The organism is Lentzea sp. HUAS12 (assembly GCF_024125735.1).
Lineage (GTDB): Bacteria > Actinomycetota > Actinomycetes > Mycobacteriales > Pseudonocardiaceae > Lentzea > Lentzea albida.
On the sequence record NZ_CP099738.1, the window covers coordinates 494,778 to 519,067 of the forward strand.

The window sequence follows — 24,290 nt, forward strand, 5'->3', positions numbered from 1 at the left end:
CACGCCGCACCTCCCTCCACTCCGCTCTGGGGGTTGTAACACCCCTATTAGCTGGGTAGCGTCCGAACTCCGCCGTGTTGGAAAGCGCTTTCCGTCGCCGTGCCCGCGGACACGGCCTGGCCCACAGGGTGGTGGGGATGTACCGACGCCTTTCCCGTCTAGCCGTCACAACCCTCGTGCTCTCCTCGCTGTTCACGCCCATCGCGTCGGCGCAAGTGGACGTGCCGATCGCCGACCCGCTGCCGACTCCCGGCCCGTCCGGCCTCGGCCTGGAGCTGACCGAGGTGGCGCAGCTGCCGAAGTCCCAGCCGGTCCCGCCGCCGACCGACAGCAGACTGGTGCGGTACAACAGGATCAACTACCTCGGCGAGCTGCCGGACGGGTCCGGCCGCCTGTTCGTGCCCGACATGAACGGCAAGCTCTACCTGCTGGAGAACGGGGTCCAGCACGCGTTCCTCGACCTGGGGGCGGCGGTCGGGCCCGACTTCCACACGCACCGCGGTCTGGGCAGCGGGTTCGGGTTCGCCGCGTTCCACCCGGACTTCCGGCGCAACGGCAAGTTCTACACCGTGCACACCGAGACCGGGGCCGCGCTCACGACGAAGAAGCCGGACCTGCCGTCACCGAGCAACACGCAGGTGCACGGGGTGATCACCGAGTGGACCGCTGACGACCCGCGTGCGGACGTCTTCGCGGGCACGCGGCGCGAGTTGCTCAGGGTGGGCTTCGGGTCGTTCATCCACGGGTTCCAGGAGATCGGCTTCAACCCGACGGCACGTCCGTGGGATGAGGACCACCACCTGCTCTACGTCGCGTCCGGCGATGGTGGCACCGGGTTCTCGACCACCGAGCCGCAGAACCTCGGGTTGCCGCAGGGCAAGATCCTGCGCATCGACCCCGCCGGTACGAACGGGGTGAACGGCCGTTACGGCGTTCCGGCGAAGAACCCGTTCGTGCAGAAACCAGGGGCGCTGGGGGAGATCTACGCGTACGGCATGCGCGACCCGTACCGCTTCAGCTGGGACCCGGTGACGCGCCGGATGTTCCTGGGGCACATCGGGGAGAAGGCCGTGGACTCGGTGTACGAGGTCCGCAAGGGCGCCAACCTCGGCTGGAGCGAGCGCGAGGGGATCTGGGAGTACCGGCGCGGCGACCCGTCGTGCGGGGTGTTCCCGCTGCCCGCCGACGACGCGAAGTACGGCTTCACCTACCCGGTGACGGCGTTCGACCACAACCGGCTGTCCACCCAGCAGCCCTGTGCGGACAGCGGCAACGCGTTGATGGGCGGCTTCGTCTACCGCGGCTCGAAGATCCCTTCGTTGCGCGGCAAGTACATCTACGGCGAGGGCGTCAAGGGGCTGCTCTACCTCGCCGACGAACGCGAGATGCGCGCTGGGCAGCCGATGGCCGTCTCCCGCGAGCTGATGGTGTACGCCGGCGGCGAGCTCACGACGATGAAGGCGTTGGTCGGCGATCCGAACCGCGTCGACCTGCGCTTCGGCCAGGACGCCGAGGGCGAGCTGTACGTGCTGGCCAAGGCGAACGGCAAGGTCTGGAAGGTGACGGGCGCCCGCGCGTTCGCCTCCTGCCGCTCCGGCCACGACCTCGTCACGGGAACGGGGAACGCGCGTGCGTGGCAGCCGGTGACCCCGGAACTGTGGCGGTTCCCCGGCCGCGAGGTCGTGCTCGCCGAACCCGGCGTCGCCCGCCCCGGCCCGCGCCGCCCGTTCGAGTACGCCGTGCTGCGGAGGGGACCGGCGTTCGGCTCGGTGCAGGTGGACGCCTCGGTGCGGCTCGACACGCCCGTCGCGGAGTCCAACCGGGACGTGATCATCGTGTTCGGGTACCGCTCCGACACCGAGTTCTACTACGCGCACCTCTCGTCGGACAACAAGATCTACCCGCACAACGGGATCTTCGTCCTGAACAACGCCGACCGCTTGCGCCTCGACCACCAGTGGGACGCCGTGCGTTCCGTCGGCGCACCTCCGGCCGTCACCGACACGGCGTGGCATCGCGTGCGGGTCAAGCATTGCACCGACAGTGGCGAGATCGCCGTGTACGTCGACAGGTCGCAGCATCCGCTGATGACGGCTGTGGACAAGACGTTCGCGTCGGGTCGCGTCGGCTTCGGTTCGTTCGACAACATCGGCAGGCTGCGCGACCTGCGCGTGCAGGGAAAGGCGATCCGATGAGGGCGGCGGTTCTCGGGGTGACCGCGGCCTTCGTCCTCGGTCTCGCCGCACCGGCTCAGGCGACGTTCGGCCCGGTGCTGCCGTCGTTGTCCCGCAACCTGGTGTCCTACTACGACTTCGAACACCCGGTGCGCGGCAACAGGGCCCTGGAACAGGACAGGGGCCGCTCGGGAACGCCGTTGCACCTGATCAACGGCGGCGCGGACATGCGCGTGCGCGACGGCGTGTCGAGCCGAACCTCGTTGCAGCTCAAGCAGATCAACCCCGAGACAGTCGGCAACGACGACTGGAAGGCAGGCCTCTACAGCGAGACCGGCGTGCCCACGCTCAGGGCGTTCAACGGCGCACGCGAGGCGTCGATCCTGGGCTGGGTGAAGATGACGGGCCAGAACCCCGCCCCGAACTCGGTCACCGCCGATCCGTCAGACCTCTACAACGCCATCGGCCTGGCGGGCGTTCTCACCGGCGACTCCAACGGCCACGCGGTGCGCGCACTGCTCGAGCTCATCCAGGTCGACGGTGAACTGAAGCTCGTGGCCCTGGCACGCAGACTCGACGGCGGCGCCTCGCAGACGTTCGCGGCCGTGGAGGACTGGCAGAAGCTGTTGCCGCAGGAGCAATGGGTGCACCTCGCGGCCACGTTCGACTTCGACACCGGCACGATGGCGTTGTACCGCAACGGGAAGCCGCTCGCGGGCCGGTACGTCACGGCGGGCGACCCGTGGCAGCTCGAAGGCGAGCCGGAACCCGACCTGGCGACGGCGACCGACCCGCGCGGCTACAAGATCGGCGGCAGCTACCCGCAGAACACCCGCGAGGGCAACGCGTGCAACTGCCGGATGGACAGCCTCATGTTCCTGGACCGGGCCGCCCATCCGCAGGAGGTGGAGCTCCAGTACCGCTGGATGCGCTAGTCGAACACCGTCACGCCCTGGGCGGCCGGCTGCATCGTCCCGACCTTGGCCTCGCTCACCTTGAGCTTGGTCAGGTCGGCGATCGGCTGGCCGTCCGTGCCGATGAACGTCACCTTCGCCGGCACCAGGCCGGGCAGTTCGACCGTCATCTCGTTGATGGCGAACGAGTTCGTGTCGTCGTCCACGTCGAGCTGCACCCCGGCGAACGCGGTCTGGCCGGGCTGCAGCGTGATCGACGGACCCTCACCCGGCACCAGCTTCTGCTCGACCGGGATGTTCGCCGGCTCGTTCGCGGGGTTGGTGAAGGTGAGCTTCGGCCAGCCCTGGAAGGTGATGGGCGCGCCGCTCTGGTTCGTCGCGGCGAGCAGACCGAGGCCGGGCTTGCCCTGCATGGTCAGTTCGGCCTTCACCGCCGCCTGCTGCTTGTCGGAGGCCGAGGCGGCGGTGGAGGACGCCGGGGTGGACGTGGCCGAGCCGGTTGTGGACGCAGCCTGACCCTGGGGCGCGGAGCTCGACGTTCCGCAGGCCGTGGCGCCGACCGCCAGGACGGCGGCGAGGATCGTGAGACGCATGCGTGGACCCCTTACCGGTGGTTCGTGTTGATCTCCGTCGAATAACCGGGGTGAGGGGTCCCGCAAACCGGTTCCGCCCGATCGGGTGTCAGAGCGTGGCGAGCTTCACCGCCTTCGCCATCGCCTCGAAGCCCTTGTCACCGGGGTGCAGGTGGTCGCCCTCGTCGTAGTCCGGCCTGATCCGCTGCGGGTCCGCCGGGTCGCGGATGACCTGGTCGAAGTCGACCACGGCGTCGAAGTCGCGGCTCGTGCGGATGAACGCGTTCACGCTCTGGCGGACCTGCTCCAGCTCCTCGGTGTAGCTGTTCCAGCCCTTGAACGGCGTGATCGTCGCGCCGACCACCCGCAGGCCGCGGTCGTGCGACCGGGCGGCGATCTGCTGCAGCGCCGCGATGATCTTGGCCGGGTCGGTCTGGTGCGGTGTCTGCTGGATGTCGTTGATGCCCTCGAACACGATCACCGTCCGGACACCGGACTGGGTGAGCACGTCGCGGTTCAGCCTGGCCTGGGCGTTCACGCCGGCCCCGCCGCCGTCGAGCAGGAGGCGGTTGCCGCTGATGCCCGCGTTCAGCACGCCCAGGCGCGTGTTCACGCGGTCGGCGAGCTGGTCGGGCCAGCGCAGGTTCGCGCCGAAGGTCGAGTTCGCGCCGTCGGTGATCGAGTCGCCGAGCGCGACCACGCTGCCCTGCAGGGTCGAGCTGCGCACGTCGACGCCCGAGACGTAGTGCCAGTTCGTGGTGCGTTCGCGGAACGCCAGGGCGGACTCGTCGGCCGTGTGATTGCCGTCGCGGGTGAAGTACGAGTTCTGCATGGTCAGGTTGTGGTGGGTGACCGGGCCGCCGGGCTCGGGCGTGTGGACGCTCACGAGCAGGTCGGAGTCGGCGGGCACGGTCAGCGCCACGCCGTCGCTGACCACGTCGGCGCCGGCCGGGGCGGTGATGGACTGCGAGCCGCCGAACGTCAGCGTGCGCACGGTGCCGGGCAGCGCGAGGGGCGTGTCCGGACCGGCCGCGCGGGCGACCGTGACCTGGCCGAACAGCACCGGGGTGCGGCCGAAGGCGTTGGACAGGCGGACGCGGACCTCCTTGCCGCCCGCGCTGACGTGCACGATGTTGCGGATCGTGTAGTTCACGTAGCCGTTGTCGGTGCCGGGTACGGCCGAGGAGGGTGCGGCCGCCCACGTGCCGACCCATCTGGGCGGTGCGGCCTGCGCGGGAGAGGCCACGGCCACGAGCAACGCCACTGCCAGCAGAAAGCGGGTCATGACCTCGACCTTGGCAGCGCTCCCACACGTCCGGTATCCGCCGATCTTCGGTTCTATGCTGGCAGACGTGTGGAACGGGGCCGAGTACCAGCGCAGGTTCGACTCACTTGCCGAGTCCGGGGTGGACGTGCACGGGGAGGCGACGTTCGTGCGCGCCTTCGAGCCGGCGTCCGTGTTGGACGCCGGGTGCGGCACCGGACGGGTCGGCATCGAGCTCGCGAGGCACGGCATCGAGGTGGTCGGGGCCGACCTCGACGAGTCGATGCTGGCGTACGCGCGCAAGCAGGCGCCGGACATCACCTGGGTGCGTTCGGACCTGGCGGAGCTGGACCTGGGACGGACGTTCGACGTCGTGGTGATGGCGGGCAACGTGCCGCTGTTCACGCCGCCGGGCACGCAGGGCGCGCTCGTTGCAGGCGTCGCGAGGCACGTCGGGAACGTGCTGATCGCCGGGTTCGGCCTGAACCGGGGCTACACCGTCGAGCAGTACGACGCGCACTGCGCGGACGCCGGGCTCACGCTGGTCGAACGCTTCGCGACGTGGGACCGCAAGCCGTTCGAGGGCGGCGACTACGCGGTCACCGTGAGCCGGTACGCCTGAGCCGCCGCCTCGACGAAGTCGCGGGTGAGCGGGTCGTCCCCGGTCCACGCGATCACGACGGGGCTCGGCGCCATGTCGCTCAACGGCACGACCACGAGCTCACCGAGGTCGTGGCCGAGCGGGGCCAGGCCGACGGAACCGTTCCACAGCACGGACTGCACGCACTCCTGGACCGCGCGGACGGTCGGGCCGGTGCGCGGTCGCCCGCCGTTCCAGTAGTTCCGCCAGACCTCGTCGGTGCCGTCCGGGAACTGGAACCAGTCGCGGTCCTCCAGGTCAGCGGTGGTGATCCGGTCCCTGGCGGCGAGCGGGTCGTCACGCCGCAGCACCGCGCCGACCGGGTCCCGGCGCACCACCAGGGTCCTCAGGCCGGTCTCGTCGAACGGTCCGCGCGTCAGGGCCACGTCGACCTGGCCGGTGCGCAGGCCGCAGGTGGGGTCGGTCAGGTCGGTCTCGCGGACGCGGATCTCGACGTCCGGGTGCCGGCGCCGGAACGCCTCGGCCAGCCCGGCGGCGTGGTCGCCGAGCATGCCGACGGTGATGGTGGTGCGCGCGAGCTTGGCGCGGATGCGGTCGGCGTGCTCCAGCAGCGCCCTCGCCTCGGCCAGCAGGACGCGGCCCGCGTCGGTGAGCGTGACCCCGGCGGGGGAGCGGTGCAGCAGCGTGGCACCCAGGTCGTTCTCGAGGTGCTTGATCGCCCGGCTCAGCGGCGGCTGGCTCAGGTGCAGCCGCTGAGCCGCGCGGCCGAAGTGCAGCTCCTCGGCGACAGCGACGAAGTAGCGCAGGGTCCGCAGCTCCATGACCAGGCACGATACTCGCCCGGTATCGGGCCTGCGCAGACGGTCTTGGACGCGCCACCCGTCCCGCCGGTGGAGTGGGGACATGAACCTCCCCGACCCCGTGGTCCACACGTCCGGTGCCGTCGAAGTCGCGCCGGACGTCCTGGTGATCCCCAACGAGCACGTCGGCCTGGTGCCCAACATCGGGATCATCGGCGGCACCGAGGCCGTCCTCGTCGTGGACACCGGCCTCGGCCACACCAACGCCTCCGCCGTGCGCGCGTTCGCCGAGGAGGTGGCCCGCGGACGCCGGATCCACCTGACGACGACGCACTTCCACCCCGAGCACGCGTTCGGCGCGTCCGTGTTCGAGCACTACGTGGTGAACCGCGCGCAGGCGGAGGACCTGCGCCGCAAGGGATCCGGCTACCTGGAGATGTTCCGCGGCTTCGGCGGCGCGGTCGCGGAACGGCTGGCGGACGTCGAGGTGCCGGTGCCGGACGAGGTGGCCGACGGCGTCCACGAGCTCGACCTCGGCGGTCGCACGGTGGTGCTGCGGCCGACCGGGCGCGGGCACACGCTGGGCGACCAGGTCGTCGAGGTGCCGGACGCCGGCGTGCTGTTCACCGGAGACCTGGCCGAGACCGGGCAGTTCGCGATCTTCCCGTGGTTCCCGCCGCACGACACCGACGTCTCCGGCCTCGCGTGGATCGGCGTGCTGGACGGGCTGATCGCTCGCGAACCCCGCGTTGTCGTGCCGGGCCACGGATCGGTGGGTGGGGTGGAGGTGGTGCGCGGCGTTCGGGACTACCTGGGGGAGCTGCGGGACGAGACCTGGCGGCGGCGGGACTCCGCTGCGGGAGTGGAGGAGGTCGTGGCCGAGGTGCGGGCGGTGCTGGTGGAGCGGCATCCGGAGTGGACGGGGCGGGAGTGGATCGAGCCCGGGGTCGGGTGCCTGTGCGCTGAGCAGCCTCCATCCGATGGTGTGCTCGATAGCTTCAGTGTCGACTAAAAAAGATCGTCGCCGAGCCGCTGGCGGATGAGCTTCTTCGGCACGCACAGAGCCCAAGCGCCACAGACGAGCTCGGTCATCTCCTCGACGTCCAGTTCGGCCATCGAGGCGTGCACCCACTGGAAGCGCATGTCGGACTGGCCGGGCAGCGCGAACTTGACGGGGTTGCTCGCCACGAGCGCCTCCCGTTCCTCGCGCGGGTAGCCGAAGCCCAGCACGGTCTCGTCGCGGGAGAGGGCGGCGTAGACGATCTGGCCCACGCGGAACTTCACGCGGTCGCGGATGAGGTGTTCGGTGGTGCGCGGCAGTGTCAGTGCGACGGCGCGGATGTCGGCGACGGTGACCATCGCGCAATCCTGCCGCACGCGCTCCCTAGTCGGAGTCGTTTCAGGCAAATTCGGCAAATCGCCGTGAATCGGACAATGGTGATCGAGAACGCTTTCGTTCATCAATGGCGAGGTCGTCTCAATTCGAATTTGCATGGTCAACGAACGCAGTTGAAATCCGCTTTTCGCAAGTGATTTGCAAGAGCCTGACCTGCATCTACGCACTTCCGGGCGCTGAATCAGTCCCGTCCGGTCCCGATAGGAGCGGCGGGAATATTTCCGACCGATGAGAGCGCAACCACACTCCACTTCCCCATTTCACCCGATCGGGTGAAAAGTGACCTCATGAACATCAAGCGGTCACTTCCGGCTGTTCTTCCGCTCGTGCTCACCGCCGCGTTCTTCGCGGGTGGCTCTGCCGAGTCGGCGACGCCGAAGCAAAGTCCCGTCAACGTCACGCCGGGCGCGATCCGGCTCGATCCCCACGCGCCGAAGCTCGACGTGTCCTACGGGCACTCCGCCCTGGAGTTGAAGTACATCCGCAAGGACACGGCCGACGACAACGGCTGCTCGATCCGCAACCACGAGGAGACGGAGGAGGCGGAGGTCGAACCGGGCGCCGGTCACGTCACGGTGGCCGGCACAAGATACGACCTGGTGCAGTTCCACTTCCACACGCCGTCCGAGCACCAGTTCGGCGGCCGCAACACGCCGCTCGAGATGCACCTCGTGCACCGCAGCGCCGTCGGCAAGTTACTGGTGGTCGGCGTCCCGCTGGTGGTCGGTTCGCATTCGGTCGTGGACGACGTGCTGGCGAGGCTCTCGCCGGAGTGCGGTGCGCCGGTCGACATCGCGCCGATCGACCTCAACCGCCTGCTGCCGTCGGGTCACCACACGCTGCACTACACCGGCTCGCTGACCACGGCGCCGTTCACCGAGGGCGTCGAGTGGTACCTCACCGGTGAGCGGCACGTGACGGCCGCGACCATCGCGCGCTTCAAGGGTCTGTTCACCGCGGGCAACGCCCGTGCGACGCAGCCGCTCAACGGGCGCACGTTCGTGGAGGTCCCGCGCATCTGAGGTCGTCCCGGAGCGGAGGCCGGTCCCGGCGCTGGGGCCGGCCTTCTTCGTGTCTCCCACGAGCGTGACGGGCTTCACCGATTCACAAGTCGCATGCAATTGCCCGCGTGTGCAACTATTGCTCACGCGGACAACCTACGACTTCAAGGACTGTGTGACATGCCTGTCGCTCTGCTCGCCCTCGCGATCAGCGCCTTCGCCATCGGCACGACCGAGTTCGTGATCATGGGTCTGCTGCCCGAGGTGGCGGCTGACCTGGGCGTCTCGATCCCGGGCGCGGGACTGCTGATCTCCGGGTACGCGCTCGGCGTCGTGATCGGCGCGCCGCTGCTGACCGTGCTCGGCGGACGCCTGCCCCGCAAGAAGATGCTGCTCGGGCTGATGGTGCTGTTCATCGCGGGCAACCTCGTCTCCGCGCTCGCGGACACCTACGGCGTGCTGATGAGCGGACGCGTGATTGCGGCGCTGGCGCACGGCGCGTTCTTCGGCGTCGGCTCGGTCGTCGCCGCTGACCTCGTTGCGCCGCAACGCAGGGCGAGCGCCATCGCGTTGATGTTCACCGGTCTGACCGTGGCGAACGTGCTGGGCGTGCCGATGGGCACCGCGCTCGGCCAGGAACTGGGCTGGCGCTCGACGTTCTGGTCGGTGACGGCGCTCGGCGTGATCGGCCTGCTCGGCATCGTGTTCCTCGTGCCGAAGCAGGAAGCGAGGTCCGGCGACCTGCGCGGCGAGCTCGCCGTGTTCCGCAATCCGCAGGTGTGGCTCGCACTGCTGATGACCGCGTTCGGCTTCGCGGGCGTCTTCGCGTCGTTCACCTACATCGCGCCGATGATGACCGAGGTCGCGGGCTTCTCGTCCGGAGCCGTGACGTGGCTGCTGGTGCTGTTCGGCGTGGGCCTGTTCGCGGGCAACCTGCTCGGCGGCAGGGCGGCGGACCGGTCGGTGATGAAGAGCGTCGTCGTCATCCTGATCTCGCTGGCCGCCGTGCTGACGGCGTTCGTGTTCACCGCGCACTCGCCCGTGCTCGCCGCCGTCACGATCGTGCTGTTCGGCGCGGCCGGGTTCGCCACCGTGCCGCCGTTGCAGATGCGGGTCATGCAGACCGCGGAAGGCGCGCCCGCGCTGGCGAGTGCGGCCAACATCGCGGCGTTCAACCTCGGCAACGCGGGCGGTGCGTGGCTCGGCGGTCTCGCGATCGAGCGGGGACTCGGCTACACCTCGCCGAACTGGATCGGCGCGCTGCTCGCGGTCGGTGGCCTGGTGGTCGCGGGCGTGTCGGTATTCCTCGACCGGCGTGTGAGCATCGGCACCGGCCCGGAGTCTTCTGAAGCGCGTCAGAAGGACCGTAAAGTGGTTCCAGTAGCTAACTAAGGCCTGTGTCGAAGTCCGATCCGCGACAGCCGGGCCCGAGGCGGCCCCTGGCAGCACGGCCGGGACGCCCACGTACGACACCGGTACGCGGCCGTCCCGGCCGCACCACCAGGAACCACCTCAAGCTCGACCCTCATCGAACCGGACCTCGACACAGGCCCTAGCCCGCTACTACCAGCCATGGGGAAGCCTTGAACACCACCCGCGCCATGACCGCTCTCGCGCTCGGCGGGTTCGGCATCGGTACGACCGAGTTCGCGACGATGGGCCTGCTGCCCCAGATCGCGGAGACCTTCGGGATCCCCGACTACGAGGCCGGCCACGCGATCAGCCTCTACGCCGCCGGTGTCGTCGTCGGCGCGCCGCTGATCGCCGTGCTCGGCGCCAAGCTCCCGCGCAAGGGCATGCTGATCGGCCTGATGCTCGCGGTCGCCCTGGGCAACGGCTTGTCGGCCGCGGCCCAGGACAAGACGTTGCTGCTCATCGCGCGGTTCGTCGCCGGACTGCCGCACGGCGCGTTCTTCGGCATCGCGGCCGTCGTCGCCGCCGCGCTCGTCGCTCCCGAACGGCGAGGCACGGCAGTTGCGCGCGTGATGGTCGGTCTGACCGTGGCGAACCTCGTCGGCGTGCCGCTCGCAACGGCCGCGGGCCAGCAGATCGGCTGGCGCACGGCGTACCTGGCGGTCGCGGTGATCGCCGTGATCACCGCGCTGGCCATCGCGGCGTGGGTGCCGAGGGTCCCGAAGGCCGAGGGCGCGTCGATGAAGGGCGAGGTCCGCGCGTTCGGCCGCCCGACGGTCTGGTTCGCGATCTTCACCGGCATGATCGGCTTCGGCGGCATGTTCGCCGTCTACTCCTACGTCGCCCCGCTCACGACCGAGGTCGGCGGCCTGCCGGCGAGCGTCGTCCCGTGGGTGCTGGCGGTGTTCGGCCTCGGCATGACGCTCGGCGCGACGTTCGGCGGCCGGTTCGTCGACCGCTCGGTGACCGGCTCGGTGTTCGGCGGCCTGATCGCCGTCTGCGTGATCCTGGTGCTGTTCGGTCTCACGGCGACCATCCCGGTGTTCCTCTTCGCGTTCCTGTTCCTGCTGGGCTTCACCATCCAGATCCTCGCGGCGGCCCTGCAGATCAGGCTGATGGACGCCTCCCCGGACGCCCCGTCGCTCGCGGCGTCGTCGAACCACTCGTCGCTCAACGTCGCGAACGGCGCGGGCGCGTGGCTCGGCGGTCTCGCGATCGCCGCGGGCTGGGGTTACACCTCGACGGCCTGGGTGGGCGTGGCGTTGTCGCTGGCCGGCCTCGCGATCGCGGTGGCGTCGGTGTTCTACGAACGGCGTGCTTTGGCGCGCGAGACGACGAACCAGACGATGGCGATGGCCAGCGCGGCCAGCACCACCATGGAGACCCAGCCCAGGTAGCGGTCGACGAGCTCGTAGTTGTCCCCGAGCGCGTACCCGGCGAGGATCAGCGCGGTGTTCCACACCAGGCTGCCCGCCGCCGTGTAGAGCGTGAACTTCACGACCGGCATCCCGGACACCCCGGCCGGGATGGAGATCAGGCTCCGCACGACCGGCACCATCCGCCCGATGAAAACGGCCTTGTTGCCGTGCTTGTCGAACCACGCGTCGGACTTGTCCACATCGGACGAGGTGACGAACGGGATCTTGTCGGCGACCTCGCGCAGGCGCTCGAGCCCGAGCCACGCGCCCAGGCCGTACAGCACCAGGGCGCCGGCGACCGACCCCGCCGTCGTCCACAGGATCGCGGCGACCAGCGAGATCTTGCCCTGGCCGGCGGTGAACCCGGCCAGCGGCAGGATCACCTCGCTCGGCACCGGCGGGAACACGTTCTCCAGCGCGACCGCGATGCCCGCGCCGGGCGAGCCCAGCGCCTCCATCAGCCGAGTGATCCACTCCATGGTTGTCGAATTACCCGTTTTGACCGGGCTTCCAACCTTCAGCGCGTGAGCGGTACGGCGACCCGTCCGGCGAACCGGGGGTTCTCGGCCTCGTCGAGCATGGCGGCGGCCACCGTCTCGCGGCTCACGCGGAGGCGCGGCAGGCTCTTCGGTGACTCGTCCAGCCCGACCGTGCGCCGCGCCGGGCTGAGCAGGTCGCGCGACAGCGGCCCGGCGTGGAAGACGGTGCCCCCGGCCGCCGGCACGGTCGCGTCCGACGCCTCCTTGTCGGCGATCTCCGCACCCAGGCCCTTGAGGACGAGCCGGTTGAGCAGGCTCGCGACCTCCGCCGACGGGCCGGTGCCGTAGGCGCCCAGCCAGATGACCCTGGCGCCCGTCCCGACGGCGGCGCGTGCTCCCGCGGTGAGCACGCCCGGCCGTTGCCCCTTCGGCACGCCCAGTCCGGACAGGATGGTCTCGCTCCCCTCGGCGCCGCGGTCCGCGAGTTCCGCGACCGGACCTCTCCCGGTGCCTTCGGTCTGCACGACCTCGGCCGGCGGCGGGCGCCGGGGCTCAGGCGTGAGGAGCCGGCCGGGCTCGCCGGTGTGTCCGAGGACTACCTCAAGCGCGTCGGGCAGGGCCGTCGCCACCCGCCCGCGGACGTCGTGAACGCGCTGTCCCGTGCGCTGCGGTTGCCGGCGGCGGACTACGAACGCCTGTGCGCGCTCGCCGGGTTCGCGCCCACCGCCGGCACCGTGCCGCGAGAGGCGGGGCGGGTGCCGAGCGCTTCCTGCGGCGGCACGCCGGCAGCGCCGTGTGCCTGGTCGACGCGTCGTGGACGATCGTCGCCTGGACTCCCGCGTGGCGGTCGATGTGCCGCAACGCTTCCGGCGCCGACCCGGCCGGGCGCAACGTCGCCCGGCAGGTCTTCACCGGGACGGGGAGCCGGATCCGCCGCGCGGCGGAGGAGGAGGCGGAGTTCCGGCGGCTGCTCGTCGACGACCTGCGCAGGGCGGTGCTGCGCCACCCGCGTGACGAGGCCCTGGCGGACCTCGTCACGGGGCTGCGCACGGGGAGCGAGGCGTTCGACGCGCTCTGGAGCGTGGCCTCGGCACCCGGTCCGGCCGGCGGGCGGGTCGTGCTCGACTTCGGGACAGGGCCGATCACGATCGGCAGCGACGTCGTCGGCCTGCGGGACGGCCTGTGCGCGATCGTCTTCAGCGCCGCACCCGGCTCAGCCGACGCCGACCGGCTCGCCGAGCTGATCGGCTCCCACGCCTCGCGGTGACGGGGGATGCGGCCGCCGGGCGTGCGGCTGCTGCGAGCGTCCCACGGTGTGCACGGTCCACCCCGCGGCGGTCCACCTGACCCGGTCCAGCGCGTTGCGGGCGTCCAGCACCACACGCCGCTCCACCAGCGCGCCCACCGCGGCCGGGTCGAGCCCGCGGTAGTCCTCCCACTCGGTGAGCACGAGCGCGAGTGACGCCCCGGTGAGCGCGTCGGTCAGGTTCTCCGCGTAGTCCAGCGCCGGGAACTCCTTGCGCGCGTTGGACAACGCCTGCGGGTCGTGCACGGTGACCTGTGCGCCGCGCAGGTGCAGCGACGCGGCGACGTTGAGCGCGGGGGAGTCGCGGACGTCGTCGGAGCCGGGCTTGAACGCGGCGCCCAGGACCGCGACGCGCACGCCGAGCACGCTGCCACCGCAGTGCTCGGTCGCGAGGTCGACGACGTGCCGCCGCCGCTCGTTGTTGACGTGGTCGACCTGCCTCAGCAGGTCCGCTCCCGCCACGACGTCGAGCCGTGCCGCGGTGTCGCGGAACGCGCGCAGGTCCTTGGGCAGGCAGCCGCCGCCGAACCCGAGGCCCGCCCGCAGGAACTGCCCGCCGATGCGCGGGTCGTGTCCGAGCGCCTCCGCCACCACGGCCACGTCGCCGCCCGCCGCCTCGCACATGTCCGCCACCACGTTGATGAACGAGAGCTTGGTGGCCAGGAACGCGTTGGCCGCGGTCTTGACCAGCTCGGCGTTGGCGTAGTTCGTGCTCACCACCGGCAGGTCCGGGTTCTCGGACGTGATGCGCCCGTAGCACCGGCGCACCGCCTCGTCCGCCTCGGCGCTGACGCTGCCGATCACGATGCGGTCCGGGCGCACCGTGTCGGCCACGGCGTGTCCCTCACGCAGGAACTCGGGGTTCCACGCCACCTCCACCGGACGGCCGGTGAGCGTCCGCAACCGCGCGCGCACCTGGTCCGCCGTGCCCACCGGCACCGTCGACTTGCCGACCACCAGGGACTTCTCCGTGACGAACGGGGCGAGCGAGCGCACCGCGGAGTCGAGGTGGGACAGATCGGCGCCGTCCCCGCGCGGGCGCTGGGGAGTGCCGACGCACAGGAAGTGGATCGTGGCGGGCGCGACCTCGCGGAACGACGTGGTGAACCGCAGCGCGCCGGACCCGACGTGCTTCGCCACGAGCTCGCTCAGTCCCGGCTCGTAGAACGGCAGGCGTCCCTCCGAGAGGGCCGCGATCTTGTCCTCGTCGACGTCCACGGCGATGACGCGGTGCCCGAGCTCGGCCATGCACGCGGCGTGGGTGGCACCCAGGTAGCCGGTGCCGATGACGCTGATCGTCAGCTCCTCCCACGCGGTCACCTCGTCACCGCCGCGTCGACGACCAGCTTCTCGACGTCCGAGACGAGTGCTTCCAGCGGGGGCAGCGACAGCATCCGGCGTTGCCACGCGCGGGCACGCCACCCCAGGCTCGGTGTGGCGAGCGCGGTGCGCACGGCGTCCGCCACCGCGTCCGCGGTGATGCCGTCGACGTCGAGGACCTGGCCGAAACCGAACTCGGCGCACCGCTCGGCGTTGACCGGCTGGTCACCGAACAACGGCGTCACGAGGACCGGGGTGCCCGCGCGGACCGACTCGCGGATGCTGTTGAAGCCGCCGTGGGTGACGAACAGGTCGCATCCGCCGAGCAGTTGTTGCTGCGGTGCGACCTTGACGAGCGTGACGTTCGCCGGTGCGGGACCGAACGCCTCCGGGTCCCGCTGGGCTCCCACCGCGACGACCGCGTCGCAGTCGAGCCGGCCGAGCCCGGCGATCACGGCACGCAGCAGGCCCGACGAGAAGCCGGCGAAGTGGCCGCGGCCGGCCTGCGTGCCGAGCGCGGCGAAGACGAAGGGCCTTGCGCCGTCGGCGGAGGCGTACCGGGCGTCCAGGACGGAGTCGGTGCGGATGTTCGTGTGCTGGTAGTGCTCGACGCGTCCGCGCAGCTTCGGCAGCGCCCACGCGTCCGGCATCAGCGCTGCCGTCAGGTCCGGCACGAGCCACTCGGCGGAGGAGGCGGGCGCGAGCCCGAGTGCCGCGCGCGCCGGCTCCAGCGTCCGGGCCGCGACGTCGAAGTCCAGCATGAGCGCCGCCCCCGTGGCGACCATGACCTGCGGGATCCCCCAGACCTCCGCGGCCAGGGCGCCGCCCATCTCGCTCGCCGTGCGCACCAGCGCGTCCGGCCGCCACCGCTCACCGTGTTCCAGCACGTCCCGTGCCAGGGGTACGGCCGCCTCCGGCGAGGCCATCACCGTGTTGACCACGTCGACCTTCGGCTCGCGCATCATCGCCGTCATCGCCGCGGGGTCGTCCCGCACGGCCGCCATCATCGAGGCCATCGCGGGCGGAGCGGCCGCGATCAGGTCGATCCCCGCCTCGACGTGCCGCACCCCCAGCGCCTCGATGACGCGTGCCAGGTCGGCCGGCGCGGCCAGGCGGACCTCGTGACCCGCGGCGACGGCGGTCTGCACGACGGGCAGCAGCGTCCTCAGATGCGACTCCGCGGACGTGCTCGTGAACAACAACTTCATGGTGGAGCTCCCCTTGTCAGCAACGCTAATACTGAGGCTCCTCAGCATTCTCGTCACTGTCAAGAAGTGATCGTGTTCGGAGAGTCACCGCTGCGATGGCTTGCCGTTCGTCGGCTGACGGTCTCTCACGGCCTTCAGCAGGCCTTCGAGCTGACGCTTCTCGTCGTCGTCGAGCACGGACAGCACCTCGGACGCCGCCGCGAAGAACTTCGCCGACACCGCGTCGTACGTGGCACGTCCGGCGGGGGTCAGCGACACCACCTGCGCACGGCCGTCGCGAGGGTCCCTCTCCCGCTGGACCAGTCCCTGGCGCTCCAGCGGCACCACGGTGTCCGTCACCGACCTCGGGACGATGCTGAGCATCGCCGACAGGTCGTTCATGCGCAGCGGACCCGCGCCGTGCAGCGTCGCCAGGACCCGGAACCGGGAAGGCGTCATGTCCACGGGGCGCATCGCCTCCACCGAGCCGCGCGTCAGCATGATGAACACCTCGCGCAGGTTCTCGGCCGTGGAAATTGACAGTGAATCTGACATACCGCGCAGTTTTTCATCCGTCAGCCGCGTGCGGGTGCCGGAGACGACGCGCGGGCGGGGCCGGTGACGGTGGTCCTCGACGGACCACGCCGCCGCCGGGTGGCAGGCCGGTTCCGCACGGGTCTACCGTGGGCTGCCTTCTCTTCGTGGAGGTAGACCGTGCGAGGCGCGATCGCGGCGGGCCACCCGCTCACCGCACAAGCGGGCGCGGCGATGCTGCGCGCCGGTGGGAACGCCGTGGACGCGGCCGTCGCGGCGATGCTCACCTCGTGCGTCACCGAACCGCTGCTGACCGGGCTCGGGTCGGCCGGGTACATGATGATCGCGCCCGCCGGGGAAACGCCTGTGCTGCTGGACTTCTCGGCTGTGGCGCCGGGTCGGGGGACGACAGGGGACCGGGCTCCGCTCGACCCCATCACCGTCCACTTCGGTGACGCGCAGCAGGAGTTCCACGTGGGACCGTCGTCGGTCGCCGCGTACGGGATGCCCGCAGGCGCCTCGAAAGCCGCCACCTACGGCCGGGCGCCGTTGCACGAACTCGTGGCCGCCGCGGTGAAGCACGCGCGTGAAGGCCATCGGGTGAACCGGTACCAGGCGTACGTGACGTCGTTGCTGCTGCCGCTCGCGCGCAGTGCGGGCCTCAACGCCCTGGAGGAGGGCGAGATCCTCGTCCAGCCCGAGGTCGCCGAGGCCCTCGAACGGCTCGGAACCGACGGCGCGGAGCCGTTCTACTCCGGTGACGTCGCGACAGCGGTCACCGACTGGATCGCGAGCCGGGGCGGCGACCTCACCAGAGCGGACCTGGAGGCCTACGAAGTCGTCGCCAGGGAACCGCTGCACGTCCGGCATCGCGGCCGTGACATCCGCACGAACCCGCCGCCCGCGGCCGGTGGGGCGTTGCTGGCGCAGATGCTCGAAGCGTTGCCGGACGATCCCTCGCAGCAGGACCTCCTCCGGGCGCTGGCCACGCCGAAGACGCACCTCAACCGGCTCGGGTCCACCACGCACATCTCCGTGCTCGACGCGGACGGCACGGCGTGCAGCGTCACGACCACGAACGGCGCGGGGTCCGGGATCTCGATCGCCGGGGTGCACCTCAACAACATGATGGGGGAGGAGGACCTGTCGCCCGACGGGTTCTTCAGCCACGCGCCGGGTGACCGGCTGCCGTCGATGATGGCGCCGACGGTCGTGACGAACGACGGCCAGGCGGAGCTCGTGCTCGGCAGCGCCGGGTCCAGCCGGATCTGCGGCGCGATCCTGCAGGTGCTCGTGAACGTCCTGGACCGCGGCATGCCCGCCCAGGCGGCCGTCGACGCGCCCCGGATGCACCTGAGCGGGGACCACCTCCACGTCGAGCCGGGAATTCGACCGGAAAGTGAATTGCCGGTCACGCGATTCCGGGCGCCGAACATGTTCTTCGGTGGCTGCCAGGTGGTGGAGATGACCGGATCCGGGCTGCTCAGGGGTGGTGCAGATCACCGTCGCGACGGCGCGATCGTCGTCGTGTGAGATGTTGCCCGCATAATGGGATATCGAGTTTCCTGATTCACGGGTCAACGCGCACGATGAACGGGTGACGGCACTCAGCGAGAGAAGATCCTCGCCGCTCCTGTCCCGTACGTTCCTCCAACTCTCCGTCATCAGCGTCGTTTCCGGCGTGTCGATGGCGTTCGCCCTGCCGTTCGGCTCCTTGTTCCTGACGCAGGAGATCAAGGTCTCGCCGTTCCAGCTCGGCTTCTTCCTGATCGTGAGCCCGCTCGCGCAGGTCGTGGCGAGCACGGTCATGGGCAGGCTCTCGGACGGCCGGGTGCAGCGCCGGTACCTGCTCGCAGCGGGCGGTGTCGCGGGCGCGGTCGGGTACGGCCTGTTCGCCGTGCTGCGCGACTACTGGTTCCTGCTCGGGACGTCCGTGGTGTTCATCGCGCTCACGGGGGCGTTGCTGCCGCAGCTCTTCGCGTACGGCCGCCAGGTCTCCCGGGGACCCTCGATGGTCGTGAGCGTCCTGCGCACGCTGCTGTCGGTCGCGTGGGTCGCCGGACCGCCGGTGGCCGCGCTGCTCGTCGCGAAGACCGGGTGGGTCGGCCTCTTCGCCTCCACCGCGATCCTCCAGCTCGGGGTCGCCGCCCTCGCCCTCGCGCTCCCGGTTCCTCCCGCCCGGAACGAAGATGAGGCTGCGGAGGAGGAAGAGGCGGCGGGGCCCGCGCGCGGCAACATGGTGGTCGTGTCGGCGGCTTTCCTGTTCCTGCAAGGGGCTGTGGCACTCGCGGTGAGCGGCCTGCCGCTGTTCATCACGACCGAACTGCGCGGCACGGCCGGGGACGCCGGGCTCGCGATGGGTCTGTGCGCGGCGCTGGAGATCCCGATGATGCTGTGGTTCGGCTCGCTGGCGAACCGCACGTCGCAGCACCGGCTCGTGGTCATCGGCGCGGCGATCTCGTTGAGCTACCACGGTCTGATGCTGTTCACCGACTCCGTCTGGCACGTCATGGCCGCGCAGGTCCTGCACGCCGCGGTCATCTCGCTGATCATGGGCGTCGGCATCACGTACTTCCAGGGCCTCGACCCCGGCCGGCCCGGCCACGCGACGACGATGTTCAGCAACACCCAGATCGTCGGCGGCATGGTCGCGGGCGCGTTGCTCGGCGTCTCACAGGGACTGGGTTTCCGCTGGGTCTACGGCTTCAGCCTGGCGATGTGCGTGTGCGGGCTGGTGCTGCTGCTGGTCGCGGGCAGGCTCACCGCACCGTCGAGGCGGTGATCCCCGGCGTCTCGTCGGCGCCGAGGTAGAAGATCCCCTTCACGGTCTCGAAGCCGAAGCCGAAGGTGCCCGCCGGGTTGCCGAACCTCTCCACGGGCGGGGGAACCGGGGATCGCCGTGCCGCAGCCCGCCACGAGGGCGGCGAGCAGCACGACGGCCGGTCTGGTGCAGGGCATGGCGGGCACCCGAGGACGGCTTGGCCACCACCGTTCTGACCGGTGGGACCGCGTGGTGCGACGACGTCGACACGCCGGTTCCGCCGCCCGGAAGCGCCGCGATACCAAGGCGTTCCGCAGGTGTTTCCTCCTCGTGACACGGGGGACCGGCACAAGATCGGGGTGTGCGCGCTCCCACGACCGGTGCCCGCAGGTGCGGGACGGTGCTTAGCCTGACTCACGAGTCAGTTATCGGCGCCCGTCCGGACCACCGAAAATGACGCTGTGTGGACGAAATGAGCCGTTGACAGTCGCGGTGTGTGTTCTGTTGAGGGCAAACGACCCGATCGTGAAAGAACCACACGTTCGAGTGGCCCTGTGCTCCTGGCACACTGCGCTCCGTGCCCACCCAGTTCCCCGACGAACCACCGACCGAGCGCCACTTCGCGCCCGACCCGGCGTTGATGCAGGCAGCCCGCGCCAGGGGAGCCGCGCGCTGGGCCGCGGCCGGCGACCAGCGCGCGCCGGAGGAGAAGCCGCCGGGCGGCCCGATCAAGCCGCGCACCGCGGCCATCGCCGCGATCGCCGCGCTGCTCGTGCTGGCGACGGTCGCGGTGGTGACGTTCGACGGCGGCTCGGGTGAGGGGAACACGAACGTCGCGCAGCCCTCGCACAGCTACGTCCCCGGCCTGATCACCCCGCCGGAGGAACTGCCCGAGGAGTCCGCGTCGAACAGCCTCGACCCGACGCTGGCCTCGTCCGCCCTGGGCCTGATGCCCACGAGCACGCAGAACGCCGTGCCCCCGCCCGCCGGGGACACGGGCAGGGCCCCCGGCGGCACCAAGTCGTTCACGACGGGGCCCGGCTGCGGCGGCTACACCAGCGTCGGTGCGTACCGCGACGGCCGCAAGGGCTGGGTCGACCACGGCGACGGCCGGTGCGGCACGTCGTTCGTGTCGATCCCGATGTCGGGTGACGCCCGCCGTGACGACGCCACGGCCTACGGCATGTGGACGTTCGCGGTCACCGGCACGTGCGAGGTCTCCGTGCACGTGCCGAACGGCAGCCTGGAACAGGTCGGGGGTAACCCGACCGTGTACTACGTGTTCGACCGCAACGGTGTCGGCGGCACCCCGATGGCGTCGTTCGCGATCAAGCAGGTCGACAAGCGCGGCCAGTGGGTCGTCGCCGGGAAGTTCAAGGCCAGCGGAAACCTGACCGTCCAGCTGCTCAGCCGAGGTCAGGACTGGAACGGCTCCGGACCGACCTACGCCCATCACGCCGCCAGCGCGGTCAAGGCAGACTGCACGGCGTGACGAGAGAACTGCACCTGGTCCGCCACGGCGAAGCGACGAAGGACGAGTCCCGGCTGACGGCGCGCGGCCGCAAGCAGGCCGAGGCGGTCGCGGAACGGTTGCGGGACAAGGGTTTCGCGGCCGTGCACCACGGACCGGCGGCGCGTGCCGCCGAGACCGCGGCGATCATCGCCGGCGTGCTGCGCGTGCCCTGCCGGGTCGAGGCGGCGGCGGACGACTACGTGCCGCACTTCGTCCCCGACCACGACGAGTTCTTCGACCGGTTCCCCGAGTCGGAACGCACGCGCGGACCGGCACTCGCGCACGAGGCCGAGACGCGGTTCGCGCGCCCCGGCGACGGCCCGGTGCTGGTCGTGACGCACGCGTTCCTGATCAGCTGGCTCGTGCGGGACGCGCTCGACGCCCCGCCCGAGAGCTGGCTGACGCTGAACCACGACAACGCGGCCCTCACGGTCATCCGCTACACGACCGGCGAGTCACCCCGCCTGATCAGGTTCAACGACAGCGGTCATCTCAGCTCGACTTGAGAGTGAGCAGCGTGATCTCGCTCGGCGCGAAGACGCGCATCGGCGGGCCCCAGAAGCCGGAGCCGCGGCTCGTGTAGAGCTGGGTGCGGTCGCTGTGCCTCGACAGGCCCGCGACCACCGGCTGCTGCAGCCGCACCAGGTAGTGGAACGGCCAGATCTGCCCGCCGTGCGTGTGCCCGGACAGCTGCAGGTCCACGCCCGCCTCGACGGCCTTGCGGATCTCCGACGGCTGGTGCGCGAGCAGCACGACCGGCGCGGTGGGCTCGGCGCCGCGCAGGGCGTGGCCGAGGTCCGCGGCGTGGCCGGGCTCGCCGGAGTGGCTCGCCGTGATGTCGTCGGTCCCCGCGAACACGAGCTTGGCGCCTCCGCGTTCGAGCGTCTCGTGCTCGTTGCGCAGCGCCTTCCAGCCGAGGCGGGTCATGAGGTCGACCCAGCCCTGGCCGTTCGAGTAGTACTCGTGGTTGCCGGTGATGTAGAAGCGGTGCGGCGTGTTGACGTCGCCGAGCGGCGTGGCCTGCTCGAGGCGCTGCTCGGCGGTGCCGTCCGCGATGTCACCGACGTGCACGGCGACGTCGGCGTTGAGGCCGTTGACGGCGTCGACCATGCCGCGCGACCACTTGGCGCGGTTGATGGCGCCGTAGTGCGTGTCGGTGATGACGGCGACGGTCAGGCCGTCGAACGCCGGGTCGAGCCTCGGGAGGGTCACGTCCTGCCGCTTGATCCGCGGCACACGCATGGCCTCGTACACGCCGTACACCGTCACGGTGACGATGAGGACCGCGAGCAGCACGGCGATGAAACGGGAGCGGAACGGGTTCTCGACGCCCGCGAGCGCCATGCCCAGCCGGACGACGTCGGAGATCAGCGTCCACACGAACGCGATCCACACGAAGCCGAGCAGGAACTGCGAGATCCGCGCCGCTCGGTCGCTGCCGCGCTGCGTGAACAGCAAGATCATCGTGATGGCCGCGGCGGCGAACACGACCGCGGCGATCGGCCGCACCGGGTCGGGCCACTCCGCACTGGCGGCGAAGAGCCCCTCGAACGGCACCCAGAACAGCAGCGTCGTCACGGTGAGGAGGACGAGCGTGAACACCACCCGCCGAACCGTGACGCGGGGCCGGGTAGCGGTGGTCGTCATGTGCCTGCATCCTCCTGGGCCGGGAAGTCTCAATCCATCTCAACGCACAAACCACCCAGTTTGTTCGCTTCGGCCCCGATAGACCTCCGTCACAGGCGTTCTCCCAGTCGGGGAGCAACCGCGCGAGCGCTCGGGAGTCCTCTTAACAACACCGGAACAACCGGCTGACCCGACGACCTAGAGTGAGCGACATGATCTTCTACACCGACGAGGAGAGCCGCACGCTGCGCACCGCCGTGTACGGCGCGATGCTGCTGGTCTCCCACGCCGACCCCGGCCCCGTGCTGGAGGAACGCTTCGCCGGCCTGCGCGCGCTCACGCACCTGTCGCCCGACCTGCGCGGCGTGATGGGCGCGGCCCGCCCGTCCGTGCCCGCCGGCACCGACGAGGAGATCGAGCCCGTCATCCTGGAGGCGCTGCGCTCCTCGATGAAGGTCCTCGCGGCCAAGTCGCCGGAGGACGCCAAGGACTTCCCGCGCGCCGTGCTGGCGATCTGCCGCGAGGTCGCCGAGGCCGACGGTGTCGTCGTCGACGCCGAGGACGCGATGGTGGCCCGCATCGAGGACGCGCTGGCTCTGTAGGCCGGGTGGGCCGTTCGAATGAACGGCCCACATATCGCTAACGGGCCGATGGCACGGGCACGATCATTCCGGCATGAACGGCTTGTACGACGGGGAGTTCGCCGGATACAAGATCGCCTCGCCCGAGGAGCTCGACGGGGCGTTGCGGGAGGCGGTGGTCGCCGTCGACGCGAACGTGCTGCTGGACCTGTACAGGTTCAGCCCGCAGACGTCGAGCGACCTGATCAAGACCTTCACCAGCCTGGGAGACCGGCTCGTCGTGCCGCACCAGGCGTTGCGCGAGTTCTGGCGGCACCGCCAGCGGGCGCAGGGAAGCCCGCGCGGCGCCACGAAGGCCGCGACCGACGCCCTCGCCAAGTCGGCCCGGTCCATGAACGACTGCCTCGCCACGTGGGCCAAGGCCGTGGGCGTCAACAACAGCGAGCTCGCCGAGCTCACCGGTCAGGTGAACGAGCTCGTGAACGGCCTGCAGCAGAAGCTCCAGCAGGTCCTCGCGCACGCCGACGCGGACCGCACCGGCGACCCGATCCTCGAACAGCTGGAAGAGCTCCTGCGCGGCCGGGTCACCGCGCCGCTGGCCGAGGACGAGCACGTGGACTGCGTCGCCGAGGCCAACCGGCGCATCGACGCCGAGATCCCGCCGGGCTACAAGGACGCCGGCAAGCAGGAGGACGACTCGGCCGACGGCGGCGCGGGCGACTACCTCGTCTGGTACCAGGCCACCCGCTACGCGCAGGAGAAGGAACGCGACCTGCTCATCGTCACCCGGGACGAGAAGGAGGACTGGTGGTGGCGGCAGGGCGCGGAGTTCATCGGCCCGCGCCCCGAACTGTCCCTGGAGTACAGCGACCTCACCGGCCGCCGGCTGTTCCTCATGCGGCCGACCGACCTGCTGGCCCGCGCGTCCGTGCTGGAGGTGGACGTGGACCAGGACTCGTCCGCCGACGCGGGCCGGGTCGCCGAGGACGAGGACGCCGCCGAGGAACCGACCGCGGAGTGGACGCTGGAAGCGTTGTCCGCGCTGCTGGACCAGCTCGACGAACAGGCCCCGGTGCAGGCGGAGGCGCTCCGGCTCGCCACCCCGGACCGGCGCGGCCGGGTCAGCCGCGAGGAGGTGTACGCGCTGGGCGACTACGCGGACGACCGCATGCTGCGCGGCTTCACCCGCCCGTACCGCCGGCTGACGGCGAGCCTGCAGGCCAGGGGGCTGATCCCGGCGGGCGTTCCGCAGATCTTCGTCGCCCGCTATCCCGACGGGGTCAAGACCTCGTACTTCAGCGTGCCCGACGAGGTGCCGCCGTTGCTGGACGCGCTCGCGCGGTCCTGAGACGGGCGTCCCACCAGGTGGGTGCTGGTCCGAATGGCGGCTGTGCGCGAATTTCGCGGTGCCAGGGTGGATCTCCTAGGGG

Annotated in this window: 23 protein-coding genes and 1 pseudogene; 15 read left to right on the forward strand and 9 right to left on the reverse strand. The window is 70.7% G+C overall.

The window, feature by feature from the left end; all coding sequences use genetic code 11:
• The first annotated feature begins 137 nt into the window (after positions 1 to 137).
• A complete protein-coding gene (locus tag ND450_RS02450; RefSeq protein ID WP_253324527.1) occupies positions 138 to 2,195 on the forward strand; it encodes a sorbosone dehydrogenase family protein in 2,058 nt (685 codons plus the stop codon).
• A complete protein-coding gene (locus tag ND450_RS02455; RefSeq protein WP_253324528.1) occupies positions 2,192 to 3,109 on the forward strand; it encodes a LamG domain-containing protein in 918 nt (305 codons plus the stop codon). Before ND450_RS02450 ends, ND450_RS02455 begins: the two co-directional genes overlap by 4 nt.
• Here the strand turns inward: ND450_RS02455 and ND450_RS02460 are convergent.
• The gene (locus ND450_RS02460) at positions 3,106 to 3,681 is read right to left on the reverse strand and encodes a DUF4232 domain-containing protein (RefSeq protein WP_253324529.1); all 576 of its coding nucleotides are present in this window, start codon (positions 3,679 to 3,681) and stop codon (positions 3,106 to 3,108) included. The genes ND450_RS02455 and ND450_RS02460 overlap by 4 nt on opposite strands.
• A gap of 88 nt (positions 3,682 to 3,769) precedes the next feature.
• Positions 3,770 to 4,945, reverse strand: coding sequence for an SGNH/GDSL hydrolase family protein (locus ND450_RS02465; protein WP_253324530.1), 1,176 nt, complete (start codon positions 4,943 to 4,945; stop codon positions 3,770 to 3,772).
• A gap of 55 nt (positions 4,946 to 5,000) precedes the next feature.
• Between ND450_RS02465 and ND450_RS02470 the strand changes: the two genes are divergently transcribed.
• The gene (locus ND450_RS02470) at positions 5,001 to 5,546 is read left to right on the forward strand and encodes a bifunctional 2-polyprenyl-6-hydroxyphenol methylase/3-demethylubiquinol 3-O-methyltransferase UbiG (RefSeq protein WP_253324531.1); all 546 of its coding nucleotides are present in this window, start codon (positions 5,001 to 5,003) and stop codon (positions 5,544 to 5,546) included.
• On the opposite strand, the gene ND450_RS02475 is transcribed toward ND450_RS02470, so the two are convergent.
• On the reverse strand, positions 5,516 to 6,346 hold the full coding sequence (locus ND450_RS02475) for a LysR family transcriptional regulator (RefSeq protein WP_253324532.1): 831 nt from the start codon (positions 6,344 to 6,346) through the stop codon (positions 5,516 to 5,518). The two genes, ND450_RS02470 and ND450_RS02475, sit on opposite strands and share 31 nt — an antisense overlap.
• A gap of 82 nt (positions 6,347 to 6,428) precedes the next feature.
• Here ND450_RS02475 and ND450_RS02480 point away from each other — a divergent pair, with 82 nt between their 5' ends.
• Complete coding sequence (locus tag ND450_RS02480; RefSeq protein ID WP_253324533.1) at positions 6,429 to 7,337, forward strand: MBL fold metallo-hydrolase; 909 nt, start codon at positions 6,429 to 6,431, stop codon at positions 7,335 to 7,337.
• Here the strand turns inward: ND450_RS02480 and ND450_RS02485 are convergent.
• Complete coding sequence (locus tag ND450_RS02485; protein WP_253324534.1) at positions 7,334 to 7,684, reverse strand: MmcQ/YjbR family DNA-binding protein; 351 nt, start codon at positions 7,682 to 7,684, stop codon at positions 7,334 to 7,336. The genes ND450_RS02480 and ND450_RS02485 overlap by 4 nt on opposite strands.
• A 324-nt stretch (positions 7,685 to 8,008) precedes the next feature.
• Here ND450_RS02485 and ND450_RS02490 point away from each other — a divergent pair, with 324 nt between their 5' ends.
• The 3 genes from ND450_RS02490 (at position 8,009) to ND450_RS02500 (ending at position 11,532) form a co-directional block, all read left to right on the forward strand.
• Positions 8,009 to 8,743 (forward strand): carbonic anhydrase family protein, encoded by a 735-nt coding sequence (locus ND450_RS02490; RefSeq protein WP_253324535.1) that lies wholly within the window; start codon positions 8,009 to 8,011, stop codon positions 8,741 to 8,743.
• 159 nt (positions 8,744 to 8,902) lie between these two features.
• Entirely contained in the window at positions 8,903 to 10,114 is a 1,212-nt protein-coding gene (locus tag ND450_RS02495) for an MFS transporter (protein WP_253324536.1), read from the forward strand.
• A 209-nt stretch (positions 10,115 to 10,323) separates the two neighbouring features.
• Positions 10,324 to 11,532, forward strand: a complete 1,209-nt coding sequence (locus ND450_RS02500) for an MFS transporter (protein ID WP_253324537.1) — start codon at positions 10,324 to 10,326, stop codon at positions 11,530 to 11,532.
• Here ND450_RS02500 and ND450_RS02505 read toward each other — a convergent pair.
• Positions 11,439 to 12,032, reverse strand: a complete 594-nt coding sequence (locus ND450_RS02505) for a DedA family protein (protein WP_253324538.1) — start codon at positions 12,030 to 12,032, stop codon at positions 11,439 to 11,441. The genes ND450_RS02500 and ND450_RS02505 overlap by 94 nt on opposite strands.
• A 215-nt stretch (positions 12,033 to 12,247) precedes the next feature.
• Between ND450_RS02505 and ND450_RS02510 the strand changes: the two are divergent.
• Together ND450_RS02510 and ND450_RS02515 are read left to right on the forward strand one after the other, a co-directional pair.
• Positions 12,248 to 12,670 (forward strand): annotated as a pseudogene (locus ND450_RS02510) (hypothetical protein); the annotation flags it as partial.
• Positions 12,671 to 12,729: 59 nt separating this feature from the next.
• Positions 12,730 to 13,299 (forward strand): DNA-binding protein, encoded by a 570-nt coding sequence (locus tag ND450_RS02515; RefSeq protein ID WP_253324539.1) that lies wholly within the window; start codon positions 12,730 to 12,732, stop codon positions 13,297 to 13,299.
• Here ND450_RS02515 and ND450_RS02520 read toward each other — a convergent pair.
• From ND450_RS02520 to ND450_RS02530, 3 genes are all read right to left on the reverse strand, one after another.
• Positions 13,246 to 14,658: a UDP-glucose/GDP-mannose dehydrogenase family protein gene (locus tag ND450_RS02520; protein ID WP_253324540.1), complete on the reverse strand. Its 1,413-nt coding sequence runs from the start codon at positions 14,656 to 14,658 to the stop codon at positions 13,246 to 13,248. The two genes, ND450_RS02515 and ND450_RS02520, sit on opposite strands and share 54 nt — an antisense overlap.
• Positions 14,655 to 15,866, reverse strand: a complete 1,212-nt coding sequence (locus tag ND450_RS02525; RefSeq protein ID WP_253324541.1) for a glycosyltransferase — start codon at positions 15,864 to 15,866, stop codon at positions 14,655 to 14,657. The genes ND450_RS02520 and ND450_RS02525 overlap by 4 nt, the downstream gene beginning before the upstream one ends.
• 84 nt (positions 15,867 to 15,950) lie before the next feature.
• The gene (locus ND450_RS02530; RefSeq protein ID WP_253324542.1) at positions 15,951 to 16,400 is read right to left on the reverse strand and encodes a MarR family winged helix-turn-helix transcriptional regulator; all 450 of its coding nucleotides are present in this window, start codon (positions 16,398 to 16,400) and stop codon (positions 15,951 to 15,953) included.
• A 159-nt stretch (positions 16,401 to 16,559) separates the two neighbouring features.
• Here ND450_RS02530 and ND450_RS02535 point away from each other — a divergent pair, with 159 nt between their 5' ends.
• The 4 genes from ND450_RS02535 to ND450_RS02550 all read left to right on the forward strand — a co-directional run bounded on the left by ND450_RS02535 (position 16,560) and on the right by ND450_RS02550 (position 21,159).
• Entirely contained in the window at positions 16,560 to 17,912 is a 1,353-nt protein-coding gene (locus ND450_RS02535) for a gamma-glutamyltransferase (protein WP_253324543.1), read from the forward strand.
• A 64-nt stretch (positions 17,913 to 17,976) separates the two neighbouring features.
• Entirely contained in the window at positions 17,977 to 19,161 is a 1,185-nt protein-coding gene (locus ND450_RS02540; RefSeq protein ID WP_253324544.1) for an MFS transporter, read from the forward strand.
• A gap of 556 nt (positions 19,162 to 19,717) precedes the next feature.
• Positions 19,718 to 20,632: a hypothetical protein gene (locus ND450_RS02545; RefSeq protein WP_253324545.1), complete on the forward strand. Its 915-nt coding sequence runs from the start codon at positions 19,718 to 19,720 to the stop codon at positions 20,630 to 20,632.
• On the forward strand, positions 20,629 to 21,159 hold the full coding sequence (locus ND450_RS02550; RefSeq protein WP_253324546.1) for a histidine phosphatase family protein: 531 nt from the start codon (positions 20,629 to 20,631) through the stop codon (positions 21,157 to 21,159). Before ND450_RS02545 ends, ND450_RS02550 begins: the two co-directional genes overlap by 4 nt.
• On the opposite strand, the gene ND450_RS02555 is transcribed toward ND450_RS02550, so the two are convergent.
• Positions 21,146 to 22,300, reverse strand: a complete 1,155-nt coding sequence (locus tag ND450_RS02555) for a metallophosphoesterase (protein ID WP_253324547.1) — start codon at positions 22,298 to 22,300, stop codon at positions 21,146 to 21,148. The two genes, ND450_RS02550 and ND450_RS02555, sit on opposite strands and share 14 nt — an antisense overlap.
• Before the next feature lie 191 nt (positions 22,301 to 22,491).
• Here ND450_RS02555 and ND450_RS02560 point away from each other — a divergent pair, with 191 nt between their 5' ends.
• Together ND450_RS02560 and ND450_RS02565 are read left to right on the forward strand one after the other, a co-directional pair.
• On the forward strand, positions 22,492 to 22,881 hold the full coding sequence (locus ND450_RS02560; protein WP_253324548.1) for a hypothetical protein: 390 nt from the start codon (positions 22,492 to 22,494) through the stop codon (positions 22,879 to 22,881).
• Between the two features lie 73 nt (positions 22,882 to 22,954).
• Positions 22,955 to 24,208, forward strand: coding sequence for a PIN-like domain-containing protein (locus ND450_RS02565; protein WP_253324549.1), 1,254 nt, complete (start codon positions 22,955 to 22,957; stop codon positions 24,206 to 24,208).
• Positions 24,209 to 24,290 lie beyond the last annotated feature (82 nt).

Coding starts and splice junctions, on each gene's coding strand:
- ND450_RS02465 (WP_253324530.1), bottom strand. CDS start 4,945: ATGACCCGCTTTCTGCTGGCAGTGGCGTTGCTCGTGGCCGTGGCCTCT.
- ND450_RS02565 (WP_253324549.1), top strand. CDS start 22,955: ATGAACGGCTTGTACGACGGGGAGTTCGCCGGATACAAGATCGCCTCG.
- ND450_RS02530 (WP_253324542.1), bottom strand. CDS start 16,400: ATGTCAGATTCACTGTCAATTTCCACGGCCGAGAACCTGCGCGAGGTG.
- ND450_RS02495 (WP_253324536.1), top strand. CDS start 8,903: ATGCCTGTCGCTCTGCTCGCCCTCGCGATCAGCGCCTTCGCCATCGGC.
- ND450_RS02500 (WP_253324537.1), top strand. CDS start 10,324: ATGACCGCTCTCGCGCTCGGCGGGTTCGGCATCGGTACGACCGAGTTC.
- ND450_RS02525 (WP_253324541.1), bottom strand. CDS start 15,866: ATGAAGTTGTTGTTCACGAGCACGTCCGCGGAGTCGCATCTGAGGACG.
- ND450_RS02560 (WP_253324548.1), top strand. CDS start 22,492: ATGATCTTCTACACCGACGAGGAGAGCCGCACGCTGCGCACCGCCGTG.
- ND450_RS02505 (WP_253324538.1), bottom strand. CDS start 12,032: ATGGAGTGGATCACTCGGCTGATGGAGGCGCTGGGCTCGCCCGGCGCG.
- ND450_RS02485 (WP_253324534.1), bottom strand. CDS start 7,684: ATGGTCACCGTCGCCGACATCCGCGCCGTCGCACTGACACTGCCGCGC.
- ND450_RS02480 (WP_253324533.1), top strand. CDS start 6,429: ATGAACCTCCCCGACCCCGTGGTCCACACGTCCGGTGCCGTCGAAGTC.
- ND450_RS02555 (WP_253324547.1), bottom strand. CDS start 22,300: ATGACGACCACCGCTACCCGGCCCCGCGTCACGGTTCGGCGGGTGGTG.
- ND450_RS02460 (WP_253324529.1), bottom strand. CDS start 3,681: ATGCGTCTCACGATCCTCGCCGCCGTCCTGGCGGTCGGCGCCACGGCC.
- ND450_RS02475 (WP_253324532.1), bottom strand. CDS start 6,346: ATGGAGCTGCGGACCCTGCGCTACTTCGTCGCTGTCGCCGAGGAGCTG.
- ND450_RS02490 (WP_253324535.1), top strand. CDS start 8,009: ATGAACATCAAGCGGTCACTTCCGGCTGTTCTTCCGCTCGTGCTCACC.
- ND450_RS02450 (WP_253324527.1), top strand. CDS start 138: ATGTACCGACGCCTTTCCCGTCTAGCCGTCACAACCCTCGTGCTCTCC.
- ND450_RS02455 (WP_253324528.1), top strand. CDS start 2,192: ATGAGGGCGGCGGTTCTCGGGGTGACCGCGGCCTTCGTCCTCGGTCTC.
- ND450_RS02470 (WP_253324531.1), top strand. CDS start 5,001: ATGCTGGCAGACGTGTGGAACGGGGCCGAGTACCAGCGCAGGTTCGAC.